Source organism: Sphingobacterium suaedae (assembly GCF_042684625.1).
Taxonomy (GTDB): domain Bacteria; phylum Bacteroidota; class Bacteroidia; order Sphingobacteriales; family Sphingobacteriaceae; genus Sphingobacterium; species Sphingobacterium suaedae.
Map to the genome: position 1 here is coordinate 302,423 of NZ_JBHULR010000021.1, position 23,245 is coordinate 325,667.

Annotated in this window: 24 protein-coding genes; all 24 read right to left on the reverse strand. The window is 43.3% G+C overall.

What is annotated here, in order from left to right:
- Window positions 1-16: 16 nt before the first annotated feature.
- The 24 genes from ACFSR5_RS20580 to ACFSR5_RS20695 all read right to left on the reverse strand — a co-directional run bounded on the left by ACFSR5_RS20580 (window position 17) and on the right by ACFSR5_RS20695 (window position 23,243).
- Window positions 17-1,324 carry a phenylacetate--CoA ligase family protein gene (locus tag ACFSR5_RS20580; protein WP_380906461.1) on the reverse strand — a complete coding sequence of 436 codons (1,308 nt, stop codon included), beginning with the start codon at window positions 1,322-1,324 and terminating at the stop codon, window positions 17-19.
- Window positions 1,306-2,970 (reverse strand): C45 family autoproteolytic acyltransferase/hydolase, encoded by a 1,665-nt coding sequence (locus ACFSR5_RS20585; protein WP_380906462.1) that lies wholly within the window; start codon window positions 2,968-2,970, stop codon window positions 1,306-1,308. Before ACFSR5_RS20585 ends, ACFSR5_RS20580 begins: the two co-directional genes overlap by 19 nt.
- Before the next feature lie 3 nt (window positions 2,971-2,973).
- The gene (locus ACFSR5_RS20590; protein ID WP_380906463.1) at window positions 2,974-4,491 is read right to left on the reverse strand and encodes a phytoene desaturase family protein; all 1,518 of its coding nucleotides are present in this window, start codon (window positions 4,489-4,491) and stop codon (window positions 2,974-2,976) included.
- Window positions 4,488-8,138 carry a 1-acyl-sn-glycerol-3-phosphate acyltransferase gene (locus ACFSR5_RS20595; RefSeq protein ID WP_380906464.1) on the reverse strand — a complete coding sequence of 1,217 codons (3,651 nt, stop codon included), beginning with the start codon at window positions 8,136-8,138 and terminating at the stop codon, window positions 4,488-4,490. Before ACFSR5_RS20595 ends, ACFSR5_RS20590 begins: the two co-directional genes overlap by 4 nt.
- On the reverse strand, window positions 8,138-9,322 hold the full coding sequence (locus ACFSR5_RS20600; RefSeq protein ID WP_380906465.1) for a DUF2062 domain-containing protein: 1,185 nt from the start codon (window positions 9,320-9,322) through the stop codon (window positions 8,138-8,140). Before ACFSR5_RS20600 ends, ACFSR5_RS20595 begins: the two co-directional genes overlap by 1 nt.
- Before the next feature lie 8 nt (window positions 9,323-9,330).
- The gene (locus tag ACFSR5_RS20605; protein ID WP_380906466.1) at window positions 9,331-9,816 is read right to left on the reverse strand and encodes a hypothetical protein; all 486 of its coding nucleotides are present in this window, start codon (window positions 9,814-9,816) and stop codon (window positions 9,331-9,333) included.
- Entirely contained in the window at window positions 9,816-10,193 is a 378-nt protein-coding gene (locus ACFSR5_RS20610; RefSeq protein WP_380906467.1) for a hypothetical protein, read from the reverse strand. The genes ACFSR5_RS20605 and ACFSR5_RS20610 overlap by 1 nt, the downstream gene beginning before the upstream one ends.
- Window positions 10,194-10,206: 13 nt before the next feature.
- Complete coding sequence (locus ACFSR5_RS20615; RefSeq protein ID WP_380906468.1) at window positions 10,207-10,707, reverse strand: hypothetical protein; 501 nt, start codon at window positions 10,705-10,707, stop codon at window positions 10,207-10,209.
- Window positions 10,708-10,807: 100 nt separating this feature from the next.
- Window positions 10,808-11,434, reverse strand: a complete 627-nt coding sequence (locus tag ACFSR5_RS20620) for an outer membrane lipoprotein carrier protein LolA (RefSeq protein ID WP_380906469.1) — start codon at window positions 11,432-11,434, stop codon at window positions 10,808-10,810.
- On the reverse strand, window positions 11,424-12,197 hold the full coding sequence (locus tag ACFSR5_RS20625) for a polysaccharide deacetylase family protein (protein ID WP_380906470.1): 774 nt from the start codon (window positions 12,195-12,197) through the stop codon (window positions 11,424-11,426). The genes ACFSR5_RS20620 and ACFSR5_RS20625 overlap by 11 nt, the downstream gene beginning before the upstream one ends.
- Entirely contained in the window at window positions 12,191-13,252 is a 1,062-nt protein-coding gene (locus tag ACFSR5_RS20630; RefSeq protein ID WP_380906471.1) for a beta-ketoacyl synthase N-terminal-like domain-containing protein, read from the reverse strand. Before ACFSR5_RS20630 ends, ACFSR5_RS20625 begins: the two co-directional genes overlap by 7 nt.
- Window positions 13,249-14,448, reverse strand: coding sequence for a beta-ketoacyl-[acyl-carrier-protein] synthase family protein (locus ACFSR5_RS20635; RefSeq protein WP_380906472.1), 1,200 nt, complete (start codon window positions 14,446-14,448; stop codon window positions 13,249-13,251). The genes ACFSR5_RS20630 and ACFSR5_RS20635 overlap by 4 nt, the downstream gene beginning before the upstream one ends.
- The gene (locus ACFSR5_RS20640) at window positions 14,448-14,705 is read right to left on the reverse strand and encodes a phosphopantetheine-binding protein (RefSeq protein WP_380906473.1); all 258 of its coding nucleotides are present in this window, start codon (window positions 14,703-14,705) and stop codon (window positions 14,448-14,450) included. Before ACFSR5_RS20640 ends, ACFSR5_RS20635 begins: the two co-directional genes overlap by 1 nt.
- Before the next feature lies 1 nt (window position 14,706).
- Complete coding sequence (locus ACFSR5_RS20645) at window positions 14,707-15,306, reverse strand: hypothetical protein (RefSeq protein ID WP_380906474.1); 600 nt, start codon at window positions 15,304-15,306, stop codon at window positions 14,707-14,709.
- Window positions 15,306-16,406: a beta-ketoacyl synthase N-terminal-like domain-containing protein gene (locus ACFSR5_RS20650; RefSeq protein WP_380906475.1), complete on the reverse strand. Its 1,101-nt coding sequence runs from the start codon at window positions 16,404-16,406 to the stop codon at window positions 15,306-15,308. Before ACFSR5_RS20650 ends, ACFSR5_RS20645 begins: the two co-directional genes overlap by 1 nt.
- Window positions 16,406-16,852, reverse strand: a complete 447-nt coding sequence (locus tag ACFSR5_RS20655) for an acyl-CoA thioesterase (RefSeq protein WP_380906476.1) — start codon at window positions 16,850-16,852, stop codon at window positions 16,406-16,408. The genes ACFSR5_RS20650 and ACFSR5_RS20655 overlap by 1 nt, the downstream gene beginning before the upstream one ends.
- On the reverse strand, window positions 16,827-18,107 hold the full coding sequence (locus tag ACFSR5_RS20660; RefSeq protein ID WP_380906477.1) for an ABC transporter permease: 1,281 nt from the start codon (window positions 18,105-18,107) through the stop codon (window positions 16,827-16,829). Before ACFSR5_RS20660 ends, ACFSR5_RS20655 begins: the two co-directional genes overlap by 26 nt.
- Window positions 18,100-18,852: an ABC transporter ATP-binding protein gene (locus ACFSR5_RS20665; protein ID WP_380906478.1), complete on the reverse strand. Its 753-nt coding sequence runs from the start codon at window positions 18,850-18,852 to the stop codon at window positions 18,100-18,102. The genes ACFSR5_RS20660 and ACFSR5_RS20665 overlap by 8 nt, the downstream gene beginning before the upstream one ends.
- Window positions 18,849-19,844, reverse strand: a complete 996-nt coding sequence (locus tag ACFSR5_RS20670; RefSeq protein WP_380906479.1) for a BtrH N-terminal domain-containing protein — start codon at window positions 19,842-19,844, stop codon at window positions 18,849-18,851. Before ACFSR5_RS20670 ends, ACFSR5_RS20665 begins: the two co-directional genes overlap by 4 nt.
- Window positions 19,844-20,248 carry a hypothetical protein gene (locus tag ACFSR5_RS20675; RefSeq protein ID WP_380906480.1) on the reverse strand — a complete coding sequence of 135 codons (405 nt, stop codon included), beginning with the start codon at window positions 20,246-20,248 and terminating at the stop codon, window positions 19,844-19,846. The genes ACFSR5_RS20670 and ACFSR5_RS20675 overlap by 1 nt, the downstream gene beginning before the upstream one ends.
- 61 nt (window positions 20,249-20,309) lie before the next feature.
- Entirely contained in the window at window positions 20,310-20,774 is a 465-nt protein-coding gene (locus ACFSR5_RS20680; protein ID WP_380906481.1) for a hypothetical protein, read from the reverse strand.
- A 5-nt stretch (window positions 20,775-20,779) separates the two neighbouring features.
- Window positions 20,780-21,202, reverse strand: a complete 423-nt coding sequence (locus tag ACFSR5_RS20685; protein WP_380906482.1) for a hypothetical protein — start codon at window positions 21,200-21,202, stop codon at window positions 20,780-20,782.
- A complete protein-coding gene (locus ACFSR5_RS20690) occupies window positions 21,202-22,335 on the reverse strand; it encodes a beta-ketoacyl-ACP synthase III (RefSeq protein ID WP_380906483.1) in 1,134 nt (377 codons plus the stop codon). The genes ACFSR5_RS20685 and ACFSR5_RS20690 overlap by 1 nt, the downstream gene beginning before the upstream one ends.
- A gap of 2 nt (window positions 22,336-22,337) precedes the next feature.
- A complete protein-coding gene (locus ACFSR5_RS20695) occupies window positions 22,338-23,243 on the reverse strand; it encodes a hypothetical protein (RefSeq protein ID WP_380906484.1) in 906 nt (301 codons plus the stop codon).
- Window positions 23,244-23,245: the final 2 nt, after the last annotated feature.

Genomic DNA, 23,245 nt, shown 5'->3' on the forward strand with positions numbered 1-23,245 from the left:
TTCTAGCTAGGCGAACTTATTTTCCACCCACGATCCTTTTGTCTATGAACGTAACAGGTTTTCTACTCAACGGATTGAAGATCACTTTTTGCAATTCCTCTGCGGTTCTCCATACGACCTTGGGTGCCACGCGCAATTTAGCTCGGAAATGGTCCTTGACATCCAACAACAATCTTTCCGAGGGCTCTTGCGCGCTGAGATAAATTACAATCTCATCGGTACCAATATCGTTATGGTAGATTTCAATAACATGTTGCTCTATTTGCGGAAAGCCTGCCAACACATCATGCATAGCAGGGGGATATAATGTTGTCCCTTTATATTTAACCATGTGCTGCTTACGACCTTCCACCGGCCCTATACGATACGTATTTCTCCCGCAACTACATGGCTCGGAATGTTTACGCACAATATCTCCCGTCTTAAAACGAAGCAAGGGCACCCCTCGAACGCCCAATGTCGTAATCACGAGCTCGCCAGGCATACCATCCGGCACGGGATTCTCATATTCATCCAAAACCTCAGTAATGATCAAGTCTTCATGTACATGCCCACCCCTGAAAGCTGCACATTCTGTAAATGCGGCCCCCATTTCCGTCGAAGCGTACGTTGAATAGAGTCGTAGCGGCCATTTATCTGTTATACGTTTTGTTAATAGAGAATCATTAAATTGGGCGTCTCGTAATGACTCTCCGATACATAATACCGCTTCCACACTAGATGAGGCACAATCTATACCATGTTGCTCCGCATACTCGATCATTTTTAGTAAGAATGAAGGAACAGCGATTAGAAACTTCGGTTTGTGCTGCAGAATAATATCCCACTGCATTTGAGGAATACCTGAACCGACTCGAAATACACCAGCGCCTAATTTTCGAAGCCCTAAAAAATACGCAAGTCCTGCCATAAAGCGCCTATCCATCGTGGTCATAAGCTGTACACTGTCTCCGGGCCTGATGCCAATGGCTTGGAACGAGCGCATCTCATTATACGCCAAGCGCTCTAAATCACTGTCAACCAAGCCGAAGGTCACCGGGTTTCCAAGCGTTCCTGACGTTGAACAATAATCAATAATAGCAGAACGATCGACACAGAAGAAATCGTCGTTTTGACGTTGAATGTCGTCTTTACAGGTGGTTGGTATGAGCTGGAGATCTTCCAGTGTACGAATACCCGATATGTCAATCCCGTGAGCATCGAATAATCGCTGATAATAAGGAGAATGCTCACTCAAATAAGTTAACTGACGTCTTAACAGTTCCTCTTGAAATGCTTTGATTTCGTGAATCGACTGTTTCTCCATTACTGCATTTTCTTCCATTGCACCGTAGATTTTTTTACGTAATCCTGTATTTCTTTTTGTATTTTAACCGTTGGAATCTCTCTTTTCAGAGCCTCCTCGAAGTAGAATTGTGCTTTTTTATAATCTTGCTTAAGATAAAGAATTCTACCGGAAATATAATAACCAAGCCATAAATCCGGATTTAACGCGATATATTCGCTGAGTTCTGAAGAACTAATTTGTACGATTTCCGTGTTCAACATACTCAGGTAACGCGCTGTTGACTGCTTAAATAAATAGAAATCTTGGTAATTTCTCGAATGTATAAAGTCGTCGGCTTCTATGCGGAGCGAATCGATACCAAATGAAGGGTGGTCTTGCCAGCTTTTTGAAAAAACAGTGCGTAAATCATACGCTATAAAAGCGCCCATTTGGCCGGGATTATTCGATACATATACTCGCCGGTCTTCTGGCTGAAAAATAATGCCATGGTGGGCCAACAAATGATTGAGGCTTTTATCGTTTCCAAACCCAATGGAGATCCCGTTTTTTCCGCTCTTGTCACGAAGCATTCCGGCAACGTCAGCTGGCGTTACTTTGTTTTTGCCATCTAATAATTCTTCTAACTTCTGATACCTATATAACGAGTGACTTCCCATTATATGTTTTTTATTACGCCTATCTTGTTCAAAACCTGACCCTTGGAAATGATTTGTACACAGTAGGCGATTAGACGAAGGTTCGACGATTTCCATTTTTCTTGGCGATAGTTCAAGGATAATCGCCCGTTTGTCTTTCGCACTTCCTATCATAAGCGATTCCGACACGAACACTTTTTGTTTACGCACGATGGCAATCGCTTCTTCGATCGTTGAAGCGTGCTGTAAAACCGTCCTCGCTACTAATGAAATCGGAGTCTTTGCAGACAATGGAACGGATGATTTACCAGCGTTCAGTGTAACCGTCAGTCCCTCTAGGTTCATTCCTGATAGCACACCGATCATTCCCGGCCAGGCAACTGACATATATGGGATGCCGTCTGCTGGCCGAACAAAGTAAATCATCTTTTGCTCCGCGAAGGCGTCGTTCATATAGAAATCCAAATTCCTTCCGATGAGTAGCTTTCCGTCTGCGGTTTGGTCGCCCCAGACCGCCAACGAGGAACAACCCACAATAGCCAAATCTTGCAGCGCATGCCCGATGTCGTGTGCTGCGTGCATCCAAAGTGTTCGTTGATATGCTGTCCCTAAATAATCAAAATCGTCGTTTAAATAGTTGGACAACGCATAAATTTCCAACAAATAAGGATCAGGAATGTATTGTTCTAAATTCCGGTTGTACCACCGAACAAATCGCATAATCCACTTTCTTTTGCGAACGGACGGAATATCTTCCAGTAGCTTGTTGATAAAAATCCGCTCTTGTCGTTGGTATAGATCCTGTGACAGTCGCCCCATAGATGCTCCCAGCTGTCTAGGTTCTCCGGATAGATATATTTCCCAATTCCCAAATTTTTCCCGTCGCAGGTAGCTATCCGACAATGTTCGCAAGCTATCTTGTTCCACTAGCAGGTTTAGCGTATCGTAATTGTACCGGCTGAGTTCAGGATATCGATATATCAATTTCGTTGATCGACAGCTATAGCAAGCGAATAGCGCGATCATGCTGAAAAGAACCTTATTCATACGTTACGCTTGTCTTATTTTTTCTAACAAATACGGTTGACCTAATATTTCGGAACAGGTAACAATGGCTCCGACCGTAACCCCTAAGATACCGTGCATCCCCACCCCTTGCCCGGTAAGATAAAAGTTAGGTAGCTTTGTTTTCGGCGAGATAAATGTCTTTACTGGGTCAGACACATCCTTTACATGACCATATAAGTTGCCACGATGTACACCTATATAATCACGGAAGGACAGCGGGGTGGATGCATAAACATTGTCCACCGCCTCCCATATATGCTCTATTTCAAGAGCAACTTTTTGTAGGAGTTGGTTCGTTTTTTTCCGCTTGAAAGCATCGTAGGTTTCTCCTCGATTCGCTGGGCGGAGCACCGTATTACGCGTTGAGGCCCAAGGCTCGACCTCATCGAAATGCATGTAGGTCAATACCGTCAAGGTGTCGGCGTATCCAGGATGTTTTGGATCCTCTGTCATGGAAAGCATAAACATAGTCGGCCATTCTTCCGGTGCATAATTCGATGCACTCCATACAGACGTCGTGCTATCGTGGTAGTACAGATTGTTTGCACGGTATCGAACACGCCGGGAGTGTAAAACAACATGTAAACTGAACGATGAAGTCGTCACCGGCAACTGTTGTATCCGTTCATAGTAGGCCTCTCTAAAGTGCGTTTTTCCTACAAGCTGCAAAGCATACTTCGGATCAATGTTTGCGATGAATATGTCTGCCGTCAGCCGTCGTTCGAGACTCGTCTTTGCTGCCCTAACTTTCCCTCCCTGTACTTCGAGCGCAGTAACCTCTTCCCGATGAAAAGCGTCGCCGCCTAGCTGTCGCAGCGCTCGTACCAGCAACTTACTAATCTGGCTACCCCCAGAAACACATCGGTATGCGCTTTGGATATACGAATTAACCGCTAAAGCGTGTACATAAAAAGGCGTATTTTCTTTCTCTCCTGCATACAAGAAATTGTTGCCGATCAAGGCGGCGCGCAGCGTCTTATTTGTCGTTAGATTCTCAAAATAGGCAGAAACAGAGGTATGCAACACTTCTGATTTATAGCCTTCTCCATGTTCTAAATTATATAACGGAAACGCGGAACACGTCTGTTGCAAATCCTGTACGTAGTGTTGCAACGCCTTCTTTTCTGTTGGGAATAAGGAAGCTAATTCTTCGACAAATGCGGTATAGCCTTGCGCTATCGGATAACACTGAGGATCCCGTCCAAAACGCACTTCGTCAAAAACAATAGGCATAGGCTCCACGCTCAATTGATCCATAATACCCAGATAGGAAAAATAGCGGTATAAATTCTGTCCTTCGCTTAAACCTCCGATATAATGTACTCCAGTATCAAAAATTTTCTTTCTTCTAGAGAACGTCTGTAAATTGCCTCCAAACTGATTGTTCTTTTCCAACACACATACCCGCTTACCCTCTTTGGCAAGCGTTACTGCAGCGACCAAACCACCAAGTCCACTGCCAATAACGACAACATCATATGTGCTTTTTTCAGACATCATTTACTGTACCGTATAATGAATTCAGACACTTGCCGTTCTTGCCACCCGTTTTCCGCCAGTGTCGCTTCTTTTTTAAAGGTATATATTTCTTGTACACCTTCCAAAAGGCCATAACCAATACGTGCTGTATCGACTTCGGGATGGATAACCAACGTTTTCGTTACGAACATACCAAAAGGACTGAAATGCACTTTCCGTTGGTGATGCCAATAAATACTTTCCGCTACCGTCCGTTTTTCATTATCCAAAAGCACGCCTCCAACCCTCCTAGTTCCGTTCCAAAGAGATAAAAGGTAGTCAAGCTCTCCATAGCTATCTGAAAGATGCGTAATGTCCGCCGTCTCCGGAAGCTCCCTTTCTAAAGCTCGATAGGGAGTCGCATATTGGGTTATCGTTCTTTCAACATATCGTACAATTTCTTCATCCTTGTACAGATAGGCAAGCACAATCTTCTTTCTAAAGTAATAAGGCCCTTCCACTTCGTAACGCCATCGTCGATACTCCTGTCGAAAATGGGCAGCCATCCTTTTTGTCCGTATGGAATACGATTCTCCAACGAAGCTATCCGTTGCAGGGATACGCTGTCCGATGACGGGGGTCAATTGTCCACCAAAAATCAAGATATCTCCCTTGGGAAGCACGTCGCCGTTTCCCAGGAGATAAACGGGTATAATATCCAATTTGAACTGTTCCGCCAGATAAAACGCTCCTTTATGAAAACGTTTGATCACATTATTATAAGAACGCGTACCCTCTGGAAATACGATTAGCGAATAGCCTTGTTTGATCTTCTCATGCAGGAAGGTCATCCCCTCATCTAATCCTTTGCTGACGGGATAAAATCCCAATGCCTTTACAGCTCGTCCAAAGATCGGAGAATTCCACACCCAATCATTAACTAGAAATATACCTTTCGGCACTAGCATCCCCAAAGAGAGTGTGTCTAAGAACGAACTGTGATTGGCAATAACAATGGCCGGTTTTTTCCAGGTCTCGTTATAGGGGTTTAATGTTTTATTTTTCGTCAGTGGATGGAAATATAGAACGGATTTCATGAAAACAGCCATAACCTTTCGAAAAATATGATCCTTCCGTTCGGCAGGCCATGGAAACAATGCAATTACGAACCTCCCGACGAACGAAAGCAAAATCGTACCTAGTCCGTAATAAATAAAAAACAAAAGCGATAAGACCAATAGAAATACCGTATATGGAGACTTACCTTCTTTTGCTCTGTCCGATATAAAAAACCGAAATAAGATTGGGTAAAAAACAAACGTAATAATCACAGCAGAGAAGACTCCGATCAAGGATACTGCTGCAATGGAAAGTAAGGCCGGGTGCCGGGCAAAGATTAATGCGCCAATGGCTAGCACCGTCGTTAATACAGCTAAAAGAATAGACGTCCTGTATGTTTGAAGCTCGTCTTTCCCGCTACTATATTGCTTTTGGAGTGCCGCGGTCATAAATATGCTAAAATCAACTCCATGTCCAAATATCAGTGTACATACGATAGCACTAAAAATATTAAACTCTAGACCGAATAACCCCATTATGCCAGCTGTAACCAGACCCGTCAACCCTATAGGGATTGCACTTAATAGCACCAGTTCTAGTCGACGGAAAAATAACCAAAGTATAAGCAAGACGGCAAAAAAAGAATAACCTATTAACGTATTGAAATCATCCCGTAGTTGACCTAAGAACGATTCATTTAGGTTTTGCCGATCCAACACGAGAATTTCCGGGTATTGCGCGATCCGTTCAAGAAATGCTTCCCGATATGACTCGTCCAGTTTGACGAGTGTAGATATGGTAAAGAAACCGTCGTGCTCAGCAAAGAAATCTGTCAGTCCTGTCACCCGTTGCCATTGTAGCTCTTCATAGCTCAGTGGGAGCTGTTGTGCATGCAACAGTTGATAGAACCCATCGTGCGTTTCTGGAGCAAATCCATATCGCTTTCCTTGTTCGACGAACTGTTCCTGCACGTAGTGACGCCTATCTGCCGACCAAAACCCTTGCCAATCCATCATTTTCTCTTGCTGTCTTGCGGCAGAAAGTGGTAATAAATTTGCCCCCGAAAACGCCAAAATTTCCTGCTCATCCTTTGCCTGTCTCAAGACAGGAATCAGTTTATCCACGCTTTGCGCAGCTTCTTCAAAACTATTCCCCGTTGCAACAAGATAAATGGACTTCGATGACATGTTTAATAATGTATCTAACTTGTTTTCTACATTTTTTAGTTGATCTGGAACATAGTTGAGGTCGGCGATATTGTTATTGTATGTAACATTTCGTCCTGTAAAGCAACTTATCACCATCAAAACCAAACAGATACTCAACAATACCTTGCTTTTTTCGAAAGGATATAAAGCCAATTTATCGATTATAGAACGATGGGTGATCTCGCCCTTGGGCTTATATAGGTGCGGAATGATCAACAGTGTAAAAACAGCAGATGAAAAGATACATATCGACGCAAAAATGCCTAAATCGATCAATGCTTCAGAATGCACAAACAAAAGACATAAAAAAGCTACAGCATTCGTCGCCCCGCTCATCAGTAACGGGCGGGTCAACTCTTGATACAACTCCCGAACATTTGCCGATCTTTTAAAATGCGTAAGAACATGCAATGTGTAGTCGATCGTAATACCGAGCAATACGGCTCCAACACTGAGCGAAATCGCCGATATTACTGGTTTATAAAGATATAAGCAAGCCACTGCCAATAGCGTGGCAAACAGTGTGGGAATAAATACCAAAACGGGAATATAGATTTTTCTATAAAAAACGACTAACAGCAGCATTAAAATAGACATAGAGACAGCGACCGTCGTTGAAATATCCTTTTTGATTTGTTTTGCGTTAGCCACGGCAACGGGTGCCGCACCGTAATAAGAGATATGGACGCCAGCTTGTTCCCTACTGTTCATCACATGGCAAACATGTTCTAAATGATCGACCAAACCGGTATTATGCTCCGTATCTGCGCCTTGGTACTTCGGGTCAATGAACAAAAGCAATCGACTCGTGTCTTTGGTCACGATAAAGCCATTATACAGCACAAAATCGTCCCCTACCGCACGTTGTTGTATCTTTTGGAGCCCAAGACCGGTAATTCCTAAAGGGTCAGCTTGAATAAAACTGCCCATGAGGAAACCAGTAGGAGAGATCAGTGTTTTATAGTTCTGCGTTACTTGAGCAGCTATAGAATCCGGATACAGCCGTCGTTGGATTACCCCATAATCTTCTTTCTCTAAAAAAAAAGGCAGACGCTGGTACACAAAGTCGAATGCGGCCGACATTTCTTCAGCACCAATCCTCCCTGTGACTTGTTTTATGTACAGGCTATCGCGTTGCAACGAATCCACTAAATCGGCAGCAACCCGTGTTAACGTTTCCGTCTCTGCGGTATCTGCTTTTTCAAGTAGTATCGTAATCTTATCGGCAAAGTTAATCTGTTTGAGTACGCGAGATATATCATCCGTACGCTCGCTTTTAGGTATAATTTGTGTGATATCTTCCTCAAACTTCAGGCGAGATGCTAAGAAACTGCATCCGCACAAAAACAATAGCGCCAAGGCACACGCGATAAATTTGTTGCGCTGTACCATCGTATAAATATGGTAGAAAAGCGCCTCCATTATTCTCCTGAAATAGTTTGCTGTTGTTTTAGCTTTAAAAATAAGTAGCTCGAAAACCCAATAGACAGGGCCATAAAGCTCGCTAGCAAAAAACTACCAATTACGTACTGCCAAAGGTGAGATCGTACCATGTCCAACGAAACGCGCTCCATCTGAAATACAGCCCCAGAGGGGTAAACTAATCCGCCCACGAGTAACGATACGTAAATGATTAAAGGAATAAATGGGGCAAAACTAATATTGGAAAAAGCAAACGCCAAGACTTTATTAAGTCGCAAAAAGACGGCTAACGTTATCGTAATCGCTGTTTGGAATCCCCAAACAGGGGCAATCCCCATAAACACCCCTAACCCAATAGACAACGCTTTTTTTTCTGGCGAGTCTGTACTACCAAGTACGTTTTCCTTAATGAATTTTGTTAAACTTTTTTTTTTGAAACTTCGAAAGAAATTTCTCGGAAGTATAAAAAAGAAGGTCAAAAATACGAATACTGTATTCAATATACTTATACGCGCGAAATCCTTAATAGGTCTAAAATGAGAAACCCGCTCAGAGGGATCATAAAGTACATTAATCGGAACATTTTTAACCGCCACCCCTCTCCATGCTGCCCGCACGATAATTTCTATTTCAAATTCGAATTTTTTCGTATAATATCTTTTCGCCAGTGCCTGCACAGGGTATGCCCGAAAGCCAGATTGCGTATCGGAAAGCTTGATTCCTGTTTCAAACCAAAACCAAAAATTGGAGAATTTATTCCCAAAACTACTTTTTCTAGGCACTGAATCTTGCGTCATATTCCGACTTCCTATCAACAATACAGGATGTCTCGCTTCTGCAATGGCTTGCACAAATACGGGAATGTCGGTCGGGTAGTGTTGACCATCAGAATCAATCGTTAGCGCATAATGATACCCCAGTTCGCGTGCATGACGAATACCATGGCGTAGGGCCATCCCTTTGCCTTGATTTTTTTTTAAATGCAAGCAGGTCAAGTCCGCGTATTCGGCAAGAATGGAGGTCGTGGCATCGGTTGAACCATCGTTGACGAGAATAACGGCAGCGGTATATTGCAGCACACCGTCTATAACTCGCTTTAGCGTCTTATCATTATTATACGTGGGTATAATAACGACGATGCCAAGACGATCCATTTCTGCTGCTATGCTATTCTTCTCAACCATTGGTGGTTTTATTGCACTAGTTTTGCTTGCTCTGCAGGGGAGAACACGTTCGATTGCTTTGCATATCTATTAATCCATGTTTTCACCCCAGTTGGCTGCGCTGCAAAATTAGCTAAAATCATCTGCTTGTCCTCATGGATATTCATTTTATATTTAAGGACCTTCGGGGCGTGTTCCTGTATGGCCAAACGCACCAACCGGATTTCCACGTTCTTTGGTGATGCTTTGACAGCCTTTTCCAGTAATTTAATCCCCTCGCTCACCATTTTTTTCTTCTCTTCACGACTTGCTAGCAGCCTTGCCTTCAAGGTCATCGATGCACCCTTGTATGCCAGGATAACAGGATCATTTTTTGTGTATGACTGAAGGGAAGCATACAGGTCTTCTGTCGCTTGTTTCGAATCTTTTGCTTGCTCAAATTGTTGGCGCACCTTTTCAAGGTCGATAGCAAATAAGCTAAGTATACTTAATACAATGATCGATACCGTTTTCATTACTTTATTATTTTATAAACATTTGTCAATTTCAGCGCAATTGTTCCACCAAAAGACGAGACGTTTTTAACTTTAACAAGTTCGCCATCCTCGTATGAAAGCTCAATGTCTAAAACTATGTCCGGATTCTCCAAGGGATTAATTAAAGCCATAAATTTTACGTTCGTCGAACGCGTTAAGAACAATCTGCGCCTAGTAATCTGTTCGCTAACATCTTTTACTATTTGCATCATACACACGCCAGGCGTCACCGGATTGCCCGGAAAATGCCCCTCAAATATTTCGTGCTCAGGGTTGAGCCGAATAGCGACCATATATTTGCTGTCCGATACCTCTTGGAACTGTTCAATATGGTAAAAATCAGTTAATATAGACATATACATAAGTTACTTATAACGAAGATTGCGTCTTATTTAAAGAGAGCTGCATTCGTAGCGGAAACTTCCCGTGTTCCACTAATACAGTTACTGGGACATTATTGCGCACATCGCTGTATTCAATAGAAAATCGCTCTTTCGAACCATTCACCCTGGTAATGCAACGCACTTCCCGCTGCTGGAGCAGATAATACGTATCGTCCACGAAATATACCGGGTAATGTTGTTTATCGAGAAAGACCAATGCAGATGACGCAAAAGTCCGCTGAGTCAGCACTCGAAATATAGCAGCAATTTCTGTAACAATTAATTTTCGGTCCAAATCCGCCATTATGAAATGTGCAACCTCCTTATCTGGAAAAATACTTATATCAAAAAGAGTCTGCCCGAGGTCGCTTAGTAATGCTACGCGATGCACGTCAGGCGCCAATGTCCTTATCACCAAATTGCCCTTCAAATCCGTTTCGAACGCCTGCGCATCAGCACGATAAACAAGCGCTTGCGTTGTATCCATATAGTAGGTATTAAGTTCCTGAAGATCTGATGCCCGTACCCCTGACGCACCCGGGTACTGATAAGTTCGACAACTTAATAGGAGGGCGGAACAGCATAAACTATAAATTAAAAACCGAATCATGTAGGGTCGTGTTTATTTTTTTATTCTTTAAAACAAATCGTGTGTAATCATTTGATGGCTCCATCAGCATAACCTCCTGCACCTGATTGTCGGATTTGCTAAAGAGTAAGCGTATCTCTTTAATGTATTTTTTAGCATCATTTGCCTTCGGGAGCAGTTTAACAAGGTTCAATCCATCTTGCTTAAAATAAGAAACCGTAAATTCCTTCTCGTCGTATCGGCCGCCACGAATGCCGGAGGCAATTAGTCTACTGATCTTTTCGAATTGTTTATTGTTACCCAAATTCAAGGAACTTTTCTTTCCCTGATCATTGATAAAAATTTTATTATCCTTAAAGACCATCTTATACTGGAAAGGAGCTATATAGAACCAACTTAACCGATCTGGCTGTCGGATATAGAGTTTGCCCGATGCCTCAATTGGTTTCTTCATAAAGCTCATATATTTATACTGATTGAAATCGGCTTCCAATGTTTTAAGCTCGGCTAGCCCTTGCAACGACTTCTGGAATGCAGAAATCTCCGCCGGAGTCATCTGCCGATCCTGTGCTATTCCCAAAAAAGGAAGTATACAAAACAAAAAATATAAAAGGTTACGAGTCATATGCATACAAATTTAACAAAACATCCACAGAAACACAGGTATAACCATTATCCTGTAGATAAGGAAGTAGACGTTTCAGCACGTTGACAGTCCGTTGCGAGGTGTCATGGAATAGAATAATGTCCCCCGATTTTAGCCTATTAGTCACTCTATTAAAGATTTTGTCGGCATTCCACGTCACTGTATCCAACGAACGATTACTCCATCCGATCACATGGTGTCTACTTCGTTTGACTGCCTTCGCGATCGATGGATTAGTCACTCCAAAAGGCGGGCGAAAAAATTTAGGCGATTTCCCGAGCTTATCTCGAATGATCTTGTCTGTTTTTTTTAGCTCCTCGACGACTTGCCGCTCATTAAGGAAGCCAAACACTTGGCTATGCGTGAACGTGTGGTTGCCTAATGTATGCCCTTCCACTATTAATTGATCTACAATTTCTGGATAATCGAGCATCTGCTTACCAATACAGAAAAAAGTAGCTTTCACCTGATAGGCACGTAAAAGGTTCAAAATTTCTATCGTGTAGGGTGTCGGCCCATCGTCGAAGGTCAACGCCAGCATTTTCGATGACGGATTTTTTTTTCGAAAAAATGTGGACACAAAATAGCCTAAGCGAATATCGAAAACGCCCCATACAGTGATCGCGATGGTGAGCGTGCAGGTCATCACAAACCAGCTAAAGTTTCCTTGCCAAATCCCGAGTAAAAGCGTTAAAAACGCCAATAGCCCCAAAGCCGGAAACAAGAAAGCGTACTTTAACATGTTCGGACTAAAAGTAAGGAATGATCTCTCCCTTTATAATGATTATACAATAGGATGTTTCTTATAGGCCGTTTGGCGCTTGGTGCTTCCCAATGCAATATTGGGTCTACCGTCTGCATCGTAGCCACATATGCGGCTACGATGAGCGCAAAGGCGGAACAACTATCGAACTGACCGACTAAATGTTTATAATACAAAACATTGGCGTCTGGACAGAATTCCATTACCGAGCGATAATAAGAATCATATTCTTGGTCACCGTTTATACCTAAAACCAACGTGTCCACGTCGGAAATTTGCAAACCATTATGTTCGAGAAAAGACTGGACAAAAGCGCCAAGTTCTTCTTGTTCTACAACATTGCGAAGAAGTACATCGGCTAATTCTGCGTAGCTCCTCTCCGTCTTTGTTCCACTTAGTGCAAAAAAGGATGCGCCTTCCGCGTAATTTACGCCAATAGACTGACTCTCTCGAACTGTTTCTGTAATGCCATCTGGTTTAATATGTCCTATGCGCTGTAAAAGCATATAGGTATGGTCTGATACCTCGTCTACACCACCGACGAGCAGTTGATCGGCCTCTCCATGCTGCAATTGCACTAACCCATCCAATAACGCCGATTCGAATGAAACAGATCGATTTACATAAGTGAAATTATACCCCTTACATTGTAGACGCAATGCAATTTGCGCAGCCACAGTATTATGCGTGGATTGAATAAACGATGTTGGGGTTAGAAATTGCTCCTCATTATCTAAGATATTTCGAAGAAACTTTTCTGAATCTTCCGAACATCCTAGGCCCGTTCCCGTAATAATAGCGTCTGGTAACGCGATTCCAGCATCATCCAAAGCTTGTTGTGCCGCATAAATCCCCATCTTGATACCTCTCGACATACGCCTTACCATAGACGGCGGGATTAAATCTTTATACGAGGGCTGTACGGCTTTCGTTATAGGGTAACGTATTTCCTGAGACTCGGCCCAAAAGCTATCTCTCCAGTTGCCTTGAGCCGTCACGGCTCCCATGCCATTTATATACACTTTATTTTTCACGCCTTGCTAAATATAAGCGTTGAACAATTGCCCCCAAAACCGAAAGAGTTCGACAGCACATGCTGCAGTGGTTTACGTATAATTTCAGTAGCAGGCTGAATAGTAAGCTCGTGCATGGGGGTTTCAAAGTTTAGATTCGGAAACACAAGTTGATTTTGCAAACTGAGAATACTATATACACTTTCAACAGCTGCTGCTGCGGCCAACGTATGCCCTGTAAAGGCTTTGGTCGAGCTAAATACCGGCATTTTATCTCCGAAAACACGTAGCAGAGCCCGCCCCTCAGAGAGGTCATTATTCGGAGTAGCTGTACCATGCGCATTGACATAATCGATAGATTCCGGCTGAAGCCCTGCTTGATGCAGTGCTTTGGTCATAGCTAAAAAAGCACCCTCTCCATCTTCAGATGAAGCTGTTTGATGAAACGCATCATTTGCATTGCCAAATCCGCTGAGATAAGCTAACACTTTTTTATTTTCTCTCCGCACCAGTTCTTCGGATTCTAAAACCAAATAAGCAGCAGCTTCGCCTAAGTTTAGGCCTTTACGGTGGTCATCGAACGGTTTACAAAATCCATCGGACAGAATCATCAATGTTTTGAAACCATTAATTGTGAATTTGCTCAATGCATCCGTACCCCCGACGATCACACGATCCAAGCGTCCCGCCCGTATCATACGAGCTCCCATCATGATCGCATTGGCTGCTGAAGAGCAAGCCGTACTAATGGTAGAAACACATCCCTTGATACCCAAGTAGTCCGCAATTTTATGGGAAGAATCCCCGGCATCGTGCGCCGTGATATATGGATATAAATCCGGCTCCTTTTGATAGCGATAAAAGTACCGTTCCGTATAATCCATACCTCCTACACTCGTAGACGATAGAACCCCTGTCCGGTAAGAATCCTGCACATCAACTGCAGCGGATTCAACAGCTTGTTTAGCGGCCAATATTCCCAGCAACGACGTCCGCGTGAAATTATTGACAGGGGGAACACTCAATACGTCCCGGAAGTCTTGATTCGTACACTTAATTTCTCCTACCCAAACGCTATCTCGCTGTTTTGTTTTAAAATTATCGACACGCGATATCCCATGTTGTCTATTCAACAGGGCAGACAAATTTTCATCGACCGACTTACCGATAGACGACATGATACCCATTCCTGTTATCGCAACGCCGTTGCTCCCCATTATTTCGTACGGTTTTCGGCGATATAGGTAGCCATCGAATCAATAGATTGGAAAATGGCCTTTCCTTGTTTGGGATCTGACAGTTTAATGCCATATTCTTTATCCATTAACACAATCAATTCCAACGCGTCAATAGAGTCTAACCCCAAACCATCCCCAAACAGGGCGTCGTCATCGCGAATATCTTCAGGACTAATATCTTCCAAATTCAACACTTCAATGATTTTCCCTTTTAATTCTTCTTTTAACTCTGCCATCTTATTTAAATAATTCTTTAATATTTTCTTCGGTATGTTCTACAGACCCTTTCGGACCAACAAGATACAAAACGGTGTTATAATTTTCTTTAAAAAGTTCTATCCAACCACATAGAACTTGCTTCGCTTTTCGGGATCTCATTAAATAGGAAGCATACGCCTTTACCGTGGGTACGGGATATTGCTCGGCTACCAAAAATATATTTTCCGAAAGGAGTTTATGACGAATACTCAGTTCGCCGGCGCAAATATTCGCCAATGTGTATACGAAAGTAGCGGGGCTAGGGAAATAATACTCTTCATCCTGAATACTTTCCTGATGTTTGATATCCGTATCTAAGCTTCCTGATCGATTGGCTAATACGAGTGCCAACTCTTCTTTATCTGCTTCTTCCAATAGATATTCCGCCGCTAAAAACGCCAACTTACTGAGGCTATCCATCTTGTAAAACTTAGGATAATCCACCTGCAAATGACGGAAGGCGTCTTTCGCAAAGTCATTAAATGCTGTATACGGTGAACTTTCCCAGTGCACGGCACCGTCGACCACGATCCGATTTGTTGAAATTAGGCAAGATTTCACTATGTACTCACGTTCCATCACTTTTTCTCTACAATTATTGCCGCATTACTTCCTCCAAATCCCGACGCAGTTTTTAACATCCGTTTCACTTCTTTTTTTATTCTCTTTTGGATGACATGAACCGGCTGAGACACTCCTATTTCTTGGAAGCCTGCGGTAGGAATCAACACGTTCTCCTCCATCCCATGCATCGCTACGACAAGCTCCAATAGGCCAGAAGCGCCCAAGGTATGCCCGTAGTACCCTTTTAAGCTATTCAGCGGCACATGCTGAAGGTGTAAGCGATTGAAGGCAATCGCCTCCATTTCATCGTTATACGGGGTAGCCGTTCCATGTGCAGAAATATGTTCAATAGACAAGGAGTCAATTTCTGCTTCTTTTATCGCCCCTAAGATGCTCCGGTATAGCCCTTCTCCTGTGCGCGACGGACCGGAAATATGGTTTGCGTCATTAATAAATGAATCTCCCAAAATTTGAAAAACACCTTTCACTTTACTCACATATGTACACGCTGCAGCTTCGCCCAACGACACGCCCGTTCTATGGAGATCGAAGGGCCTGCACGGCGCTTGGCTCATCGCCTGAAAAGCTTGAAATCCGGATACCACAAACTCACTGAGGGCATCACCCGCCAAAACAACAGCATCATCAAAACATCCCATTTGAATAAGTCGCTTTGCCGTTCCCAATGCCAGCACACCCGATACACAGGCATGCGACACGACGATAGGCTCCGTAAGAAAACCCAAATGCGAAGCTATTTTTTGAGCCAACACGGTGAGCTCCGCCTCCTGTACGCTTCCCGCGCGAAGGAATGACACATTGCCTTTTGTTGTGGACAGAATAAAAGCAGTACGCAAGCCAGGTCGGTGTTTCTGCACAATAGGTTTTGCAGCCATGATAAGCATTCGCTCTAAATGCGTATACGCTAATTCCGGCATCTCGGCCCGTATGGTATCTTCTTGAATTTTTCCAGCCCAAATGCCTTTAAAGTTCCCAACATCCACCTGCGTAATCCCAATCGTTCCCCGCATTAATTGCTGCCAGTTAGATTGGATATCGAGACCCAGCGGTGTCACACAGTTTTTATCGTGTATATATACGGAGTCCCATTGCATTATCCTAATCCTACCTTTCTTTTCCAAGCTTGCATGAATTCGGGGATATTAAGCATTAAGTTACCTTCTGCGTCTAGAAACACCTGCGTGGTCTCCCCGAGGCAAACCAATTGTTTATCTTGATTGTAAATCTTAAAACGAAAGATCAATTTAGCAGCAAGCGTATCCACATAAAAAGTTTCTACACGGACCACTTCGCCGTAGCGCAACGGAAGTTTATGCTCACAAGAAGATTTCACGATGGGCGTTGTAAATCCAGCCCCCTTGATCGTCAGATAGTCGATGCCATATTTTCGTCCAAATGCCTCTCTGCCTTGTTCAAAATAAAGGATATAATGCCCATGCCATACTATACCTAGCGAATCAACTTCACTGAATCTCACCGGAAAGCTGATGGATTCGTTCAACGTAGACTCTTCATTAAACCGTTCTCTTCTTTTTATCATATAATATGGCAATCGTGAGCGTTCCTGCAAAAAACAAAATTAGCAAAATTATCTCAGGTAGGATATGTACAAGTCCGCCATCACGCAGCAGGACATCATAGAACGCACGCAGTCCCCAATTCATGGGTGAAATAGCCGAAAGCTTCTGCATGACGGGAGGCATAATAAATACCGGTACCCAAACACCTCCAAAGGCGGCGAGCACAACCGTGAGGGTAGCACCAAAAGGAGCGGATTGTTCTTGCGTAGTCGCTATTGTTCCGATAAGAATACCGAGACCTATTGCTGCTAGTCCACTAAAAAAAGCCACGGTACTCAACGCCAAAAAGTGTCCCTGTACATGAAACTGATGCAGGTCTACATAGGGGAATATATATACACCGACCAATAACATCAAATAAAACTGTACTAAACTAACCAACGAGTAAGTCACCGTTTTTCCAAGTAGGAACAAACCGTACGAAGTCGGACTTGTCGTAATCCGCACCATCGTTCCCTGCGCCTTCTCTTTCACTATATTAATGGAAAGCGGCACGACGATAAAAAAGATAGCAAATAATGCCCACGCCGGAACATTGTGCTGCACAGCGTTCGGAATGACCGACATCCCCTTTTCGCTTTCGACGACTTCTTTAAAGGAAATAAACTTCTGCTCACTAAAATCTGACCGCTCGGCATCTCCCAATTGATCTTGAAATGTCGAATAGATTGTTTTAGACTCTATATTAGAAACCAGTTTATCAATAGACATTTTTATAGCTGTTTTAAAAGATGCCTGAGTCGCTGGATCAAAATAAAGTTTGATTTCCTTTTGGGTCACTGCCGTAAGATGTGGTCTGATGGAATCGGCACTAAAATCGAATTCAGAGAGAATATTGTCTACGTTCTGCTGCACGTGCATTTGCAAATCTCGAGTCAACCGCTTAGGCAAGACAATGGCCAACTGATATGCTCCTTCATGTACGACTTTCCGAGCATGTTCCTCGGTTAGCGGTTTGCCATTAAGGTTTGTAATAAGTTTCAGATCGCTACTTGATTTAAAACTTTCTTTAATACGCTGTGAAACACTATCTTGATCATTGTCGACCAAAAGCACCTCAATCTGGCTGCCCAAAATCGAATCGAACGAACCTTTTTGTACCAGCGTAACTGCCATTAATAGAATCATAGGCATGACGAAAAGAATAACTATTCCGCCAAAGTCTCGGCAAAGTAACAGCAGTTCTTTTCGTATAGACATCAACAGCTTAGACATCTCGGAATCCCTTTCCTGTCAAGTATATGAATACATCTTCCAAATTCCGGGCATCATTCACCTCAGCGATTAGCTTACTCGGCGTTCCAATTTTCCACAGTTGTCCCGATTCAATAATACCTACCCGGGTACAGAACTCCTGTGCTTCTAGCAGATGGTGCGAGGTATAAACAATTGTCGTTCCCGCCGCATTTAACATATGCAGGTAATCTATAATTGCCTGTTTGGAATGAACATCGACCCCGACAGTGGGCTCGTCGAGGAAAAGAACGGACGGTTTGTGTAAAACCGCAGCTAATAAATTGATCCGTCGTTTCATTCCTCCCGAGAATGTCTCCACCCGTTTTGCGCGGTGTTCATATAACCCTAGACTATTCAGCGCATAGTGCACCTCCGATGTCAACAGTTTACCGCTCAACCCGTACATACTTCCGAAATACAACAAATTCTCCTCCGCCGTCAGTGATGGATAAATGGCGAAATCCTGGGGAACAACTCCGATAGCAGATTTCAGTTTACGAGCTGAGGAGCTATACGTAAATCCCTGAATCGTAAAACGACCTTCAGTAGGCTTGATCAGTCCACAAAGCATAGAAATCAATGTCGTTTTCCCAGCTCCGTTTGGTCCAAGTAAACCAAAAATTTCGCCTGCTTGTATAGTTATACTCACATTCGATACAGCCAATTGGTCTGCCTGACGATACCGTTTCGAGAGATGCTCTATATGAATTGCTATGTTACTCACACCGCCTTTTTCAATTTTTTAAAAAATGCCTCCTCGCGATCTGCTAAGTGCAGTAAGTCGTTGGACAACTTGGTATATACATCCTCCTGATTGCTCCTTTTTTTATACACCCGCGACGCCTCCACAGCGAAATCCCTCCATTGATCGCCGATATCCGTCATTTCCAAAGAAAGCGCCATAAGCGTTGGATTGTTTATCATTTTACCCGCTTCTTGTAGAAAAGCAGAATAGATGTAGCGAAAGCCTCCCCCTCCCGTACCGATTTCTTCTTGCATGCGTACCATTTGCGCCAGGTAGTAGTTTGCTTTTTTTACGCCCACCTTTTTTGGCCAATTTCGAATCGCCCGGGCGACCATGCGCATTCCACGTACACCAACGATTGGAACGGGTGCCAACATATCATTGCACGTCTTTCTTATCGCCTTCGTGATTGCTTTTTCCCAATCAATTGACTCCGGGATATGAATAGGGTAATAAATATGACCCCGCGGGGCTAGCACCCCTTTTGAAAAACGAACTTTTTCCAGTTCTGCTTCGGTCAGGCGGTGCACGTCTTCCATCGTCGGATCGCTAATCAGATATTGGTTTCCTTCCTTTCCATACACCACCAAATTATGGGCGTTAAAATGAAACCGATAATCTTCAGGGAAATAAGGCAAGTGATAAACTCCCACCTGTAGACCCGAAGGAATATTATTTCGCAGGTTTTCGTCCAACACATCTTGTGCTTTCTTTTTGTCAGAAAATTTCTGTCTTTTAATCTTCAGCCCTAAACGCTTTGCTAGTCTATTAAAAATCCATCCTGGAGCGGGACGATAGCTCAACCCCGGAGCATGGTTTACCTTTAAAAAAGGCAGATAGACATAAAACAATCCCGATCCGATACCAAATACCATGGGTTCACTGATTGGCAGGCCTTTGTTTTTTAATAAATTAGACGCGACTCCATTTTCACAGTGAGCCGTTATGTGGTGTTCAAAATCTAGTTGCATTAAATCCCGTTGTAATTCCTTAATTCATCCACACTAATTTCAAATGCGTCGGCGTATTTTCTCAACGTCCGTTCGTTGAGTTTGGCAAATACAGCTGGCTTCCCGTGTCGCTTCACCCGCCACTTCCATATCCCCGTGTAGTCAGCAAGAATCTGCCAATCCATCCGCCGCAATTCCATAAAATAAACGATTGGACTGACACGTCCCGCACGCACATCTTCTCGAGCCGCATCGATCCGTTCTTGGATCTCTTGCATAGTGTGATCCTGCACGACATTTTTTGCATCCCATCCGGTACTGAGCGCTGTTGTGTATTCCCCATTTTCGTCGACAGCGTAGTACAACTCACGCGATCCTTTTTCGAATACGCGCCCATTATCTTGAGGAACTTCTGATTTTTTCATACCCTAGCATTTTCATAGTATCAACAAAAAAGTGCTGACAGCGTTCTCCTTTTATTATTTTTTAGGTCATTTTCTTCAGAAATAGGTTAATTTCAGCGCAGGAAAGCAACCGATCCTCGCTTTTAGCACGGACATCCATGGTGCAAATGGAATACCCATCTCCGTCAAATTGAGACGTCAATGTGGATTCTGTATGAATCACATCCCCTGTCCGTGGTAATTGAAAAACAGCTAACTTTTTAACGCCTGAAATAAATCCGATGATCCGTTTGTCCGATTTGGGATTGTAATCTTCATCGTAAAACGTTTGCCCTACGATAGAAGAACATGTTTGCGCCATGTTCTCCATGAGGCCTGCCTCTTGAAAAAAACCGTCTTCTACAAAAATATTCTCGTCTTGGACGAGAAAATTACATAACACATGGGTCGGAGAGATTTCTAGAATGGAATCCACCATAAGCATGGGAGCCCGATGGGGCAAAAAATGCTCGATAGGTATCGCCGATTTGTATAGATCTTCTCCCATATATTCTACCTTGCAATTACTGTTTTCATTTGAGCCGTAGCAATAATCTCTCCCTCTAATTTAGTAATAATTTCCACTAATGTAACGCCCATAAACTCCTGAATAATACGAACATCCGTAAAAACGGTATCCCCTACCCTTGGGAGCCGAAAAATTTCTACCAACTGCATAGAACCGATGTAACCTGTAGGAGCCTTCTCTTTCCGTAGAAAATAAGCATATCCAGTATGTAGAGCCACCGATTGTGCCATATGCTCCAGCAAACCACTTTCTGTCAATTCCTCCGTCACCAATATATGTCCTTCCTGAACGAAAAAAGAAGATATCAGCGCATATTCTTCATATTGCTCCAAGCTGCTTACCATAATGAGCGGCGCTCGTTGTGGTATAAGCTGGAGCAATGTATCGCCTGTTAGAGGAAGTTGCATTAACATACGGTTAAATAAGCGTAGGCATACGTGAAGCGAGCACTCTCTGGTACGCAAAGCATGATATGTTGGCCTTTCTTTAACTTGCCCGAACGGACAAGTTCTTCCAGCATCAAATAAACAGATCCGGCTCCCACGTTCCCCACATCTTTAAGATTCATAAACCACTTCGACCGATCAATTTCAATTCCAGCATTCGCAAATCCTTCGTACAGGCCATCGACAAAATAATGGGAAGAAACATGTGGCAAAAGATAATCAATATCATTTGGCGTGATCCCGTGTTTGTTCATGGCTTGCTGCATACTTTCCACCCCTTTTGGCAAGATATACTTATCCAACAGCTTGGTATCTTGCTTCACCGCGAAGATGGACTGGATCAACCATTCTTCCGAGTGATAATCAGAAAAAGATTTCAGAACTCCACTCGCTAACTTGTCGCCTCCAGCATACATACAAACAGGCAATTCATGTGCGTATGAGTATCCCTCCATCCATTCGACTCGTAGTGGTAACTCTCCTTGAGGCTCGTTTTCTAGAAGAACTGCTGCCGCACCATCCGATAACATCCACCGTAAAAAATCCTTATTAAATGCAATGATAGGTTGTTCTTCCAACTCCTTAAGGCTTTCCACTTCCTTACCAAAGTGATCGGCCAGCATCCACGAAGACATCCGTTCTGAGCCCGTACAAACCGCATTTTTGGTGTTGCCAGACTTAACCGACAGGTAACCAAACTTCAGTGCGTTCATTCCAGCGCAACAATTCCCTGCAGCAGAATTAACTTCCATATTCCGATTGCCGAGCTCTCCATGTACCATGACTGCATGAGAGGGCATCAAGTAGTCGGGCGAAGAAGTACCACAGGACAAGAGCTCCACATCTGACGCCTGCACCCGTTCATCGAAAAGACCATAAACGGCCTCTGCCGTCAATTGTGCATTGGTATGTGTGGGTTCCCCATCCTTGCTTAATGCGTAATAACGCGTACGAATCCCGTTATTCCGTAAGACAATCCGTCGTGCTTTCGATTCACGATCGTTGATTTTACCTAAATACGCTTCCATTTCATCGTTGCCAATGGGCGCATTCGGCAAAAACTTAGCGATTTTATTAATATAAACTTCGTTCATTGTTAAATTCCTTCGTAATGTTCTTTTTCCTTCCGGTATTTCAAAAAATACAACAGTGGATAAAGGAACAATTCAATCAGGTAGACTATCGGAGATATCCCGTATATAGCGAACACGACATAATACTTAAATATGCCTACTAAACGACGGCGTTTAGATGGATTTCGCAAAATTAAGGACGACCAAATCCGGAACATACGATTCCCCTTTTGATCCATAGATACCAAAAAAAACCGATAATCTACAGCCCCAGCTTCTACTAATTCTCGTTGCAAACCGTCAAAAATACCCTTTTTTAAATAAGGAATGATAATTTTTCCGTATTTGTCCGCACCCTGAATCTCCCGTTCAGAGACTCCCGGTTTCGGGAAAAAGCCATATGCTCGCCTTTTTATACCCGAAAACATCCAGTCCACAATAGTAACCACCGAAATCAGGTTATGATGACGGTCCGTCAACGCGATATTACCGACCAATGTAGCCCCGTTAGTTTGTAACAAAATTTTCATCTTGTCCTGAGCCAAGGCCCACATATTACGACTCCCACTGATCGTCACAATTGGCTTTCCGGCCAACATGTCTTTCGCATATTTACTTTTGAGAAATGAATTGATCGGGATGGAAGGGGTCAGGTACCATACTTGGTAATGAAAAATGATTAAGTTGTAATCCGTTTCCAAGACACGCGGTGGAGGTGGGAGGATTTCTTCCGGAATTTGCTGAAAGGTTTCTGGAAACGTATTAAAAAAGGCATGTGATGTCCACGGAAAGGGAAAACTATGCACCATCTTAATCTCATAGAAGTCGATCTCCATCTCACTGTCTTCTAAAAAGGGGCGAGCCACCGAGTTCGCGATCTCCTCGAGTTGACCAGATTGGGAGAAATAAATAAAAAGGACCTTTTTCATAC

Coding starts and splice junctions, on each gene's coding strand:
- ACFSR5_RS20585 (WP_380906462.1), bottom strand. CDS start 2,970: ATGAATAAGGTTCTTTTCAGCATGATCGCGCTATTCGCTTGCTATAGC.
- ACFSR5_RS20605 (WP_380906466.1), bottom strand. CDS start 9,816: ATGAAAACGGTATCGATCATTGTATTAAGTATACTTAGCTTATTTGCT.
- ACFSR5_RS20650 (WP_380906475.1), bottom strand. CDS start 16,406: ATGCAATGGGACTCCGTATATATACACGATAAAAACTGTGTGACACCG.
- ACFSR5_RS20645 (WP_380906474.1), bottom strand. CDS start 15,306: ATGGAACGTGAGTACATAGTGAAATCTTGCCTAATTTCAACAAATCGG.
- ACFSR5_RS20580 (WP_380906461.1), bottom strand. CDS start 1,324: ATGGAAGAAAATGCAGTAATGGAGAAACAGTCGATTCACGAAATCAAA.
- ACFSR5_RS20600 (WP_380906465.1), bottom strand. CDS start 9,322: ATGGTTGAGAAGAATAGCATAGCAGCAGAAATGGATCGTCTTGGCATC.
- ACFSR5_RS20620 (WP_380906469.1), bottom strand. CDS start 11,434: ATGACTCGTAACCTTTTATATTTTTTGTTTTGTATACTTCCTTTTTTG.
- ACFSR5_RS20670 (WP_380906479.1), bottom strand. CDS start 19,844: ATGCAACTAGATTTTGAACACCACATAACGGCTCACTGTGAAAATGGA.
- ACFSR5_RS20695 (WP_380906484.1), bottom strand. CDS start 23,243: ATGAAAAAGGTCCTTTTTATTTATTTCTCCCAATCTGGTCAACTCGAG.
- ACFSR5_RS20675 (WP_380906480.1), bottom strand. CDS start 20,248: ATGAAAAAATCAGAAGTTCCTCAAGATAATGGGCGCGTATTCGAAAAA.
- ACFSR5_RS20640 (WP_380906473.1), bottom strand. CDS start 14,705: ATGGCAGAGTTAAAAGAAGAATTAAAAGGGAAAATCATTGAAGTGTTG.
- ACFSR5_RS20615 (WP_380906468.1), bottom strand. CDS start 10,707: ATGGATACAACGCAAGCGCTTGTTTATCGTGCTGATGCGCAGGCGTTC.
- ACFSR5_RS20660 (WP_380906477.1), bottom strand. CDS start 18,107: ATGTCTAAGCTGTTGATGTCTATACGAAAAGAACTGCTGTTACTTTGC.
- ACFSR5_RS20610 (WP_380906467.1), bottom strand. CDS start 10,193: ATGTCTATATTAACTGATTTTTACCATATTGAACAGTTCCAAGAGGTA.
- ACFSR5_RS20685 (WP_380906482.1), bottom strand. CDS start 21,202: ATGCAACTTCCTCTAACAGGCGATACATTGCTCCAGCTTATACCACAA.
- ACFSR5_RS20680 (WP_380906481.1), bottom strand. CDS start 20,774: ATGGGAGAAGATCTATACAAATCGGCGATACCTATCGAGCATTTTTTG.
- ACFSR5_RS20655 (WP_380906476.1), bottom strand. CDS start 16,852: ATGATAAAAAGAAGAGAACGGTTTAATGAAGAGTCTACGTTGAACGAA.
- ACFSR5_RS20625 (WP_380906470.1), bottom strand. CDS start 12,197: ATGTTAAAGTACGCTTTCTTGTTTCCGGCTTTGGGGCTATTGGCGTTT.
- ACFSR5_RS20690 (WP_380906483.1), bottom strand. CDS start 22,335: ATGAACGAAGTTTATATTAATAAAATCGCTAAGTTTTTGCCGAATGCG.
- ACFSR5_RS20595 (WP_380906464.1), bottom strand. CDS start 8,138: ATGGAGGCGCTTTTCTACCATATTTATACGATGGTACAGCGCAACAAA.
- ACFSR5_RS20635 (WP_380906472.1), bottom strand. CDS start 14,448: ATGGGGAGCAACGGCGTTGCGATAACAGGAATGGGTATCATGTCGTCT.
- ACFSR5_RS20590 (WP_380906463.1), bottom strand. CDS start 4,491: ATGATGTCTGAAAAAAGCACATATGATGTTGTCGTTATTGGCAGTGGA.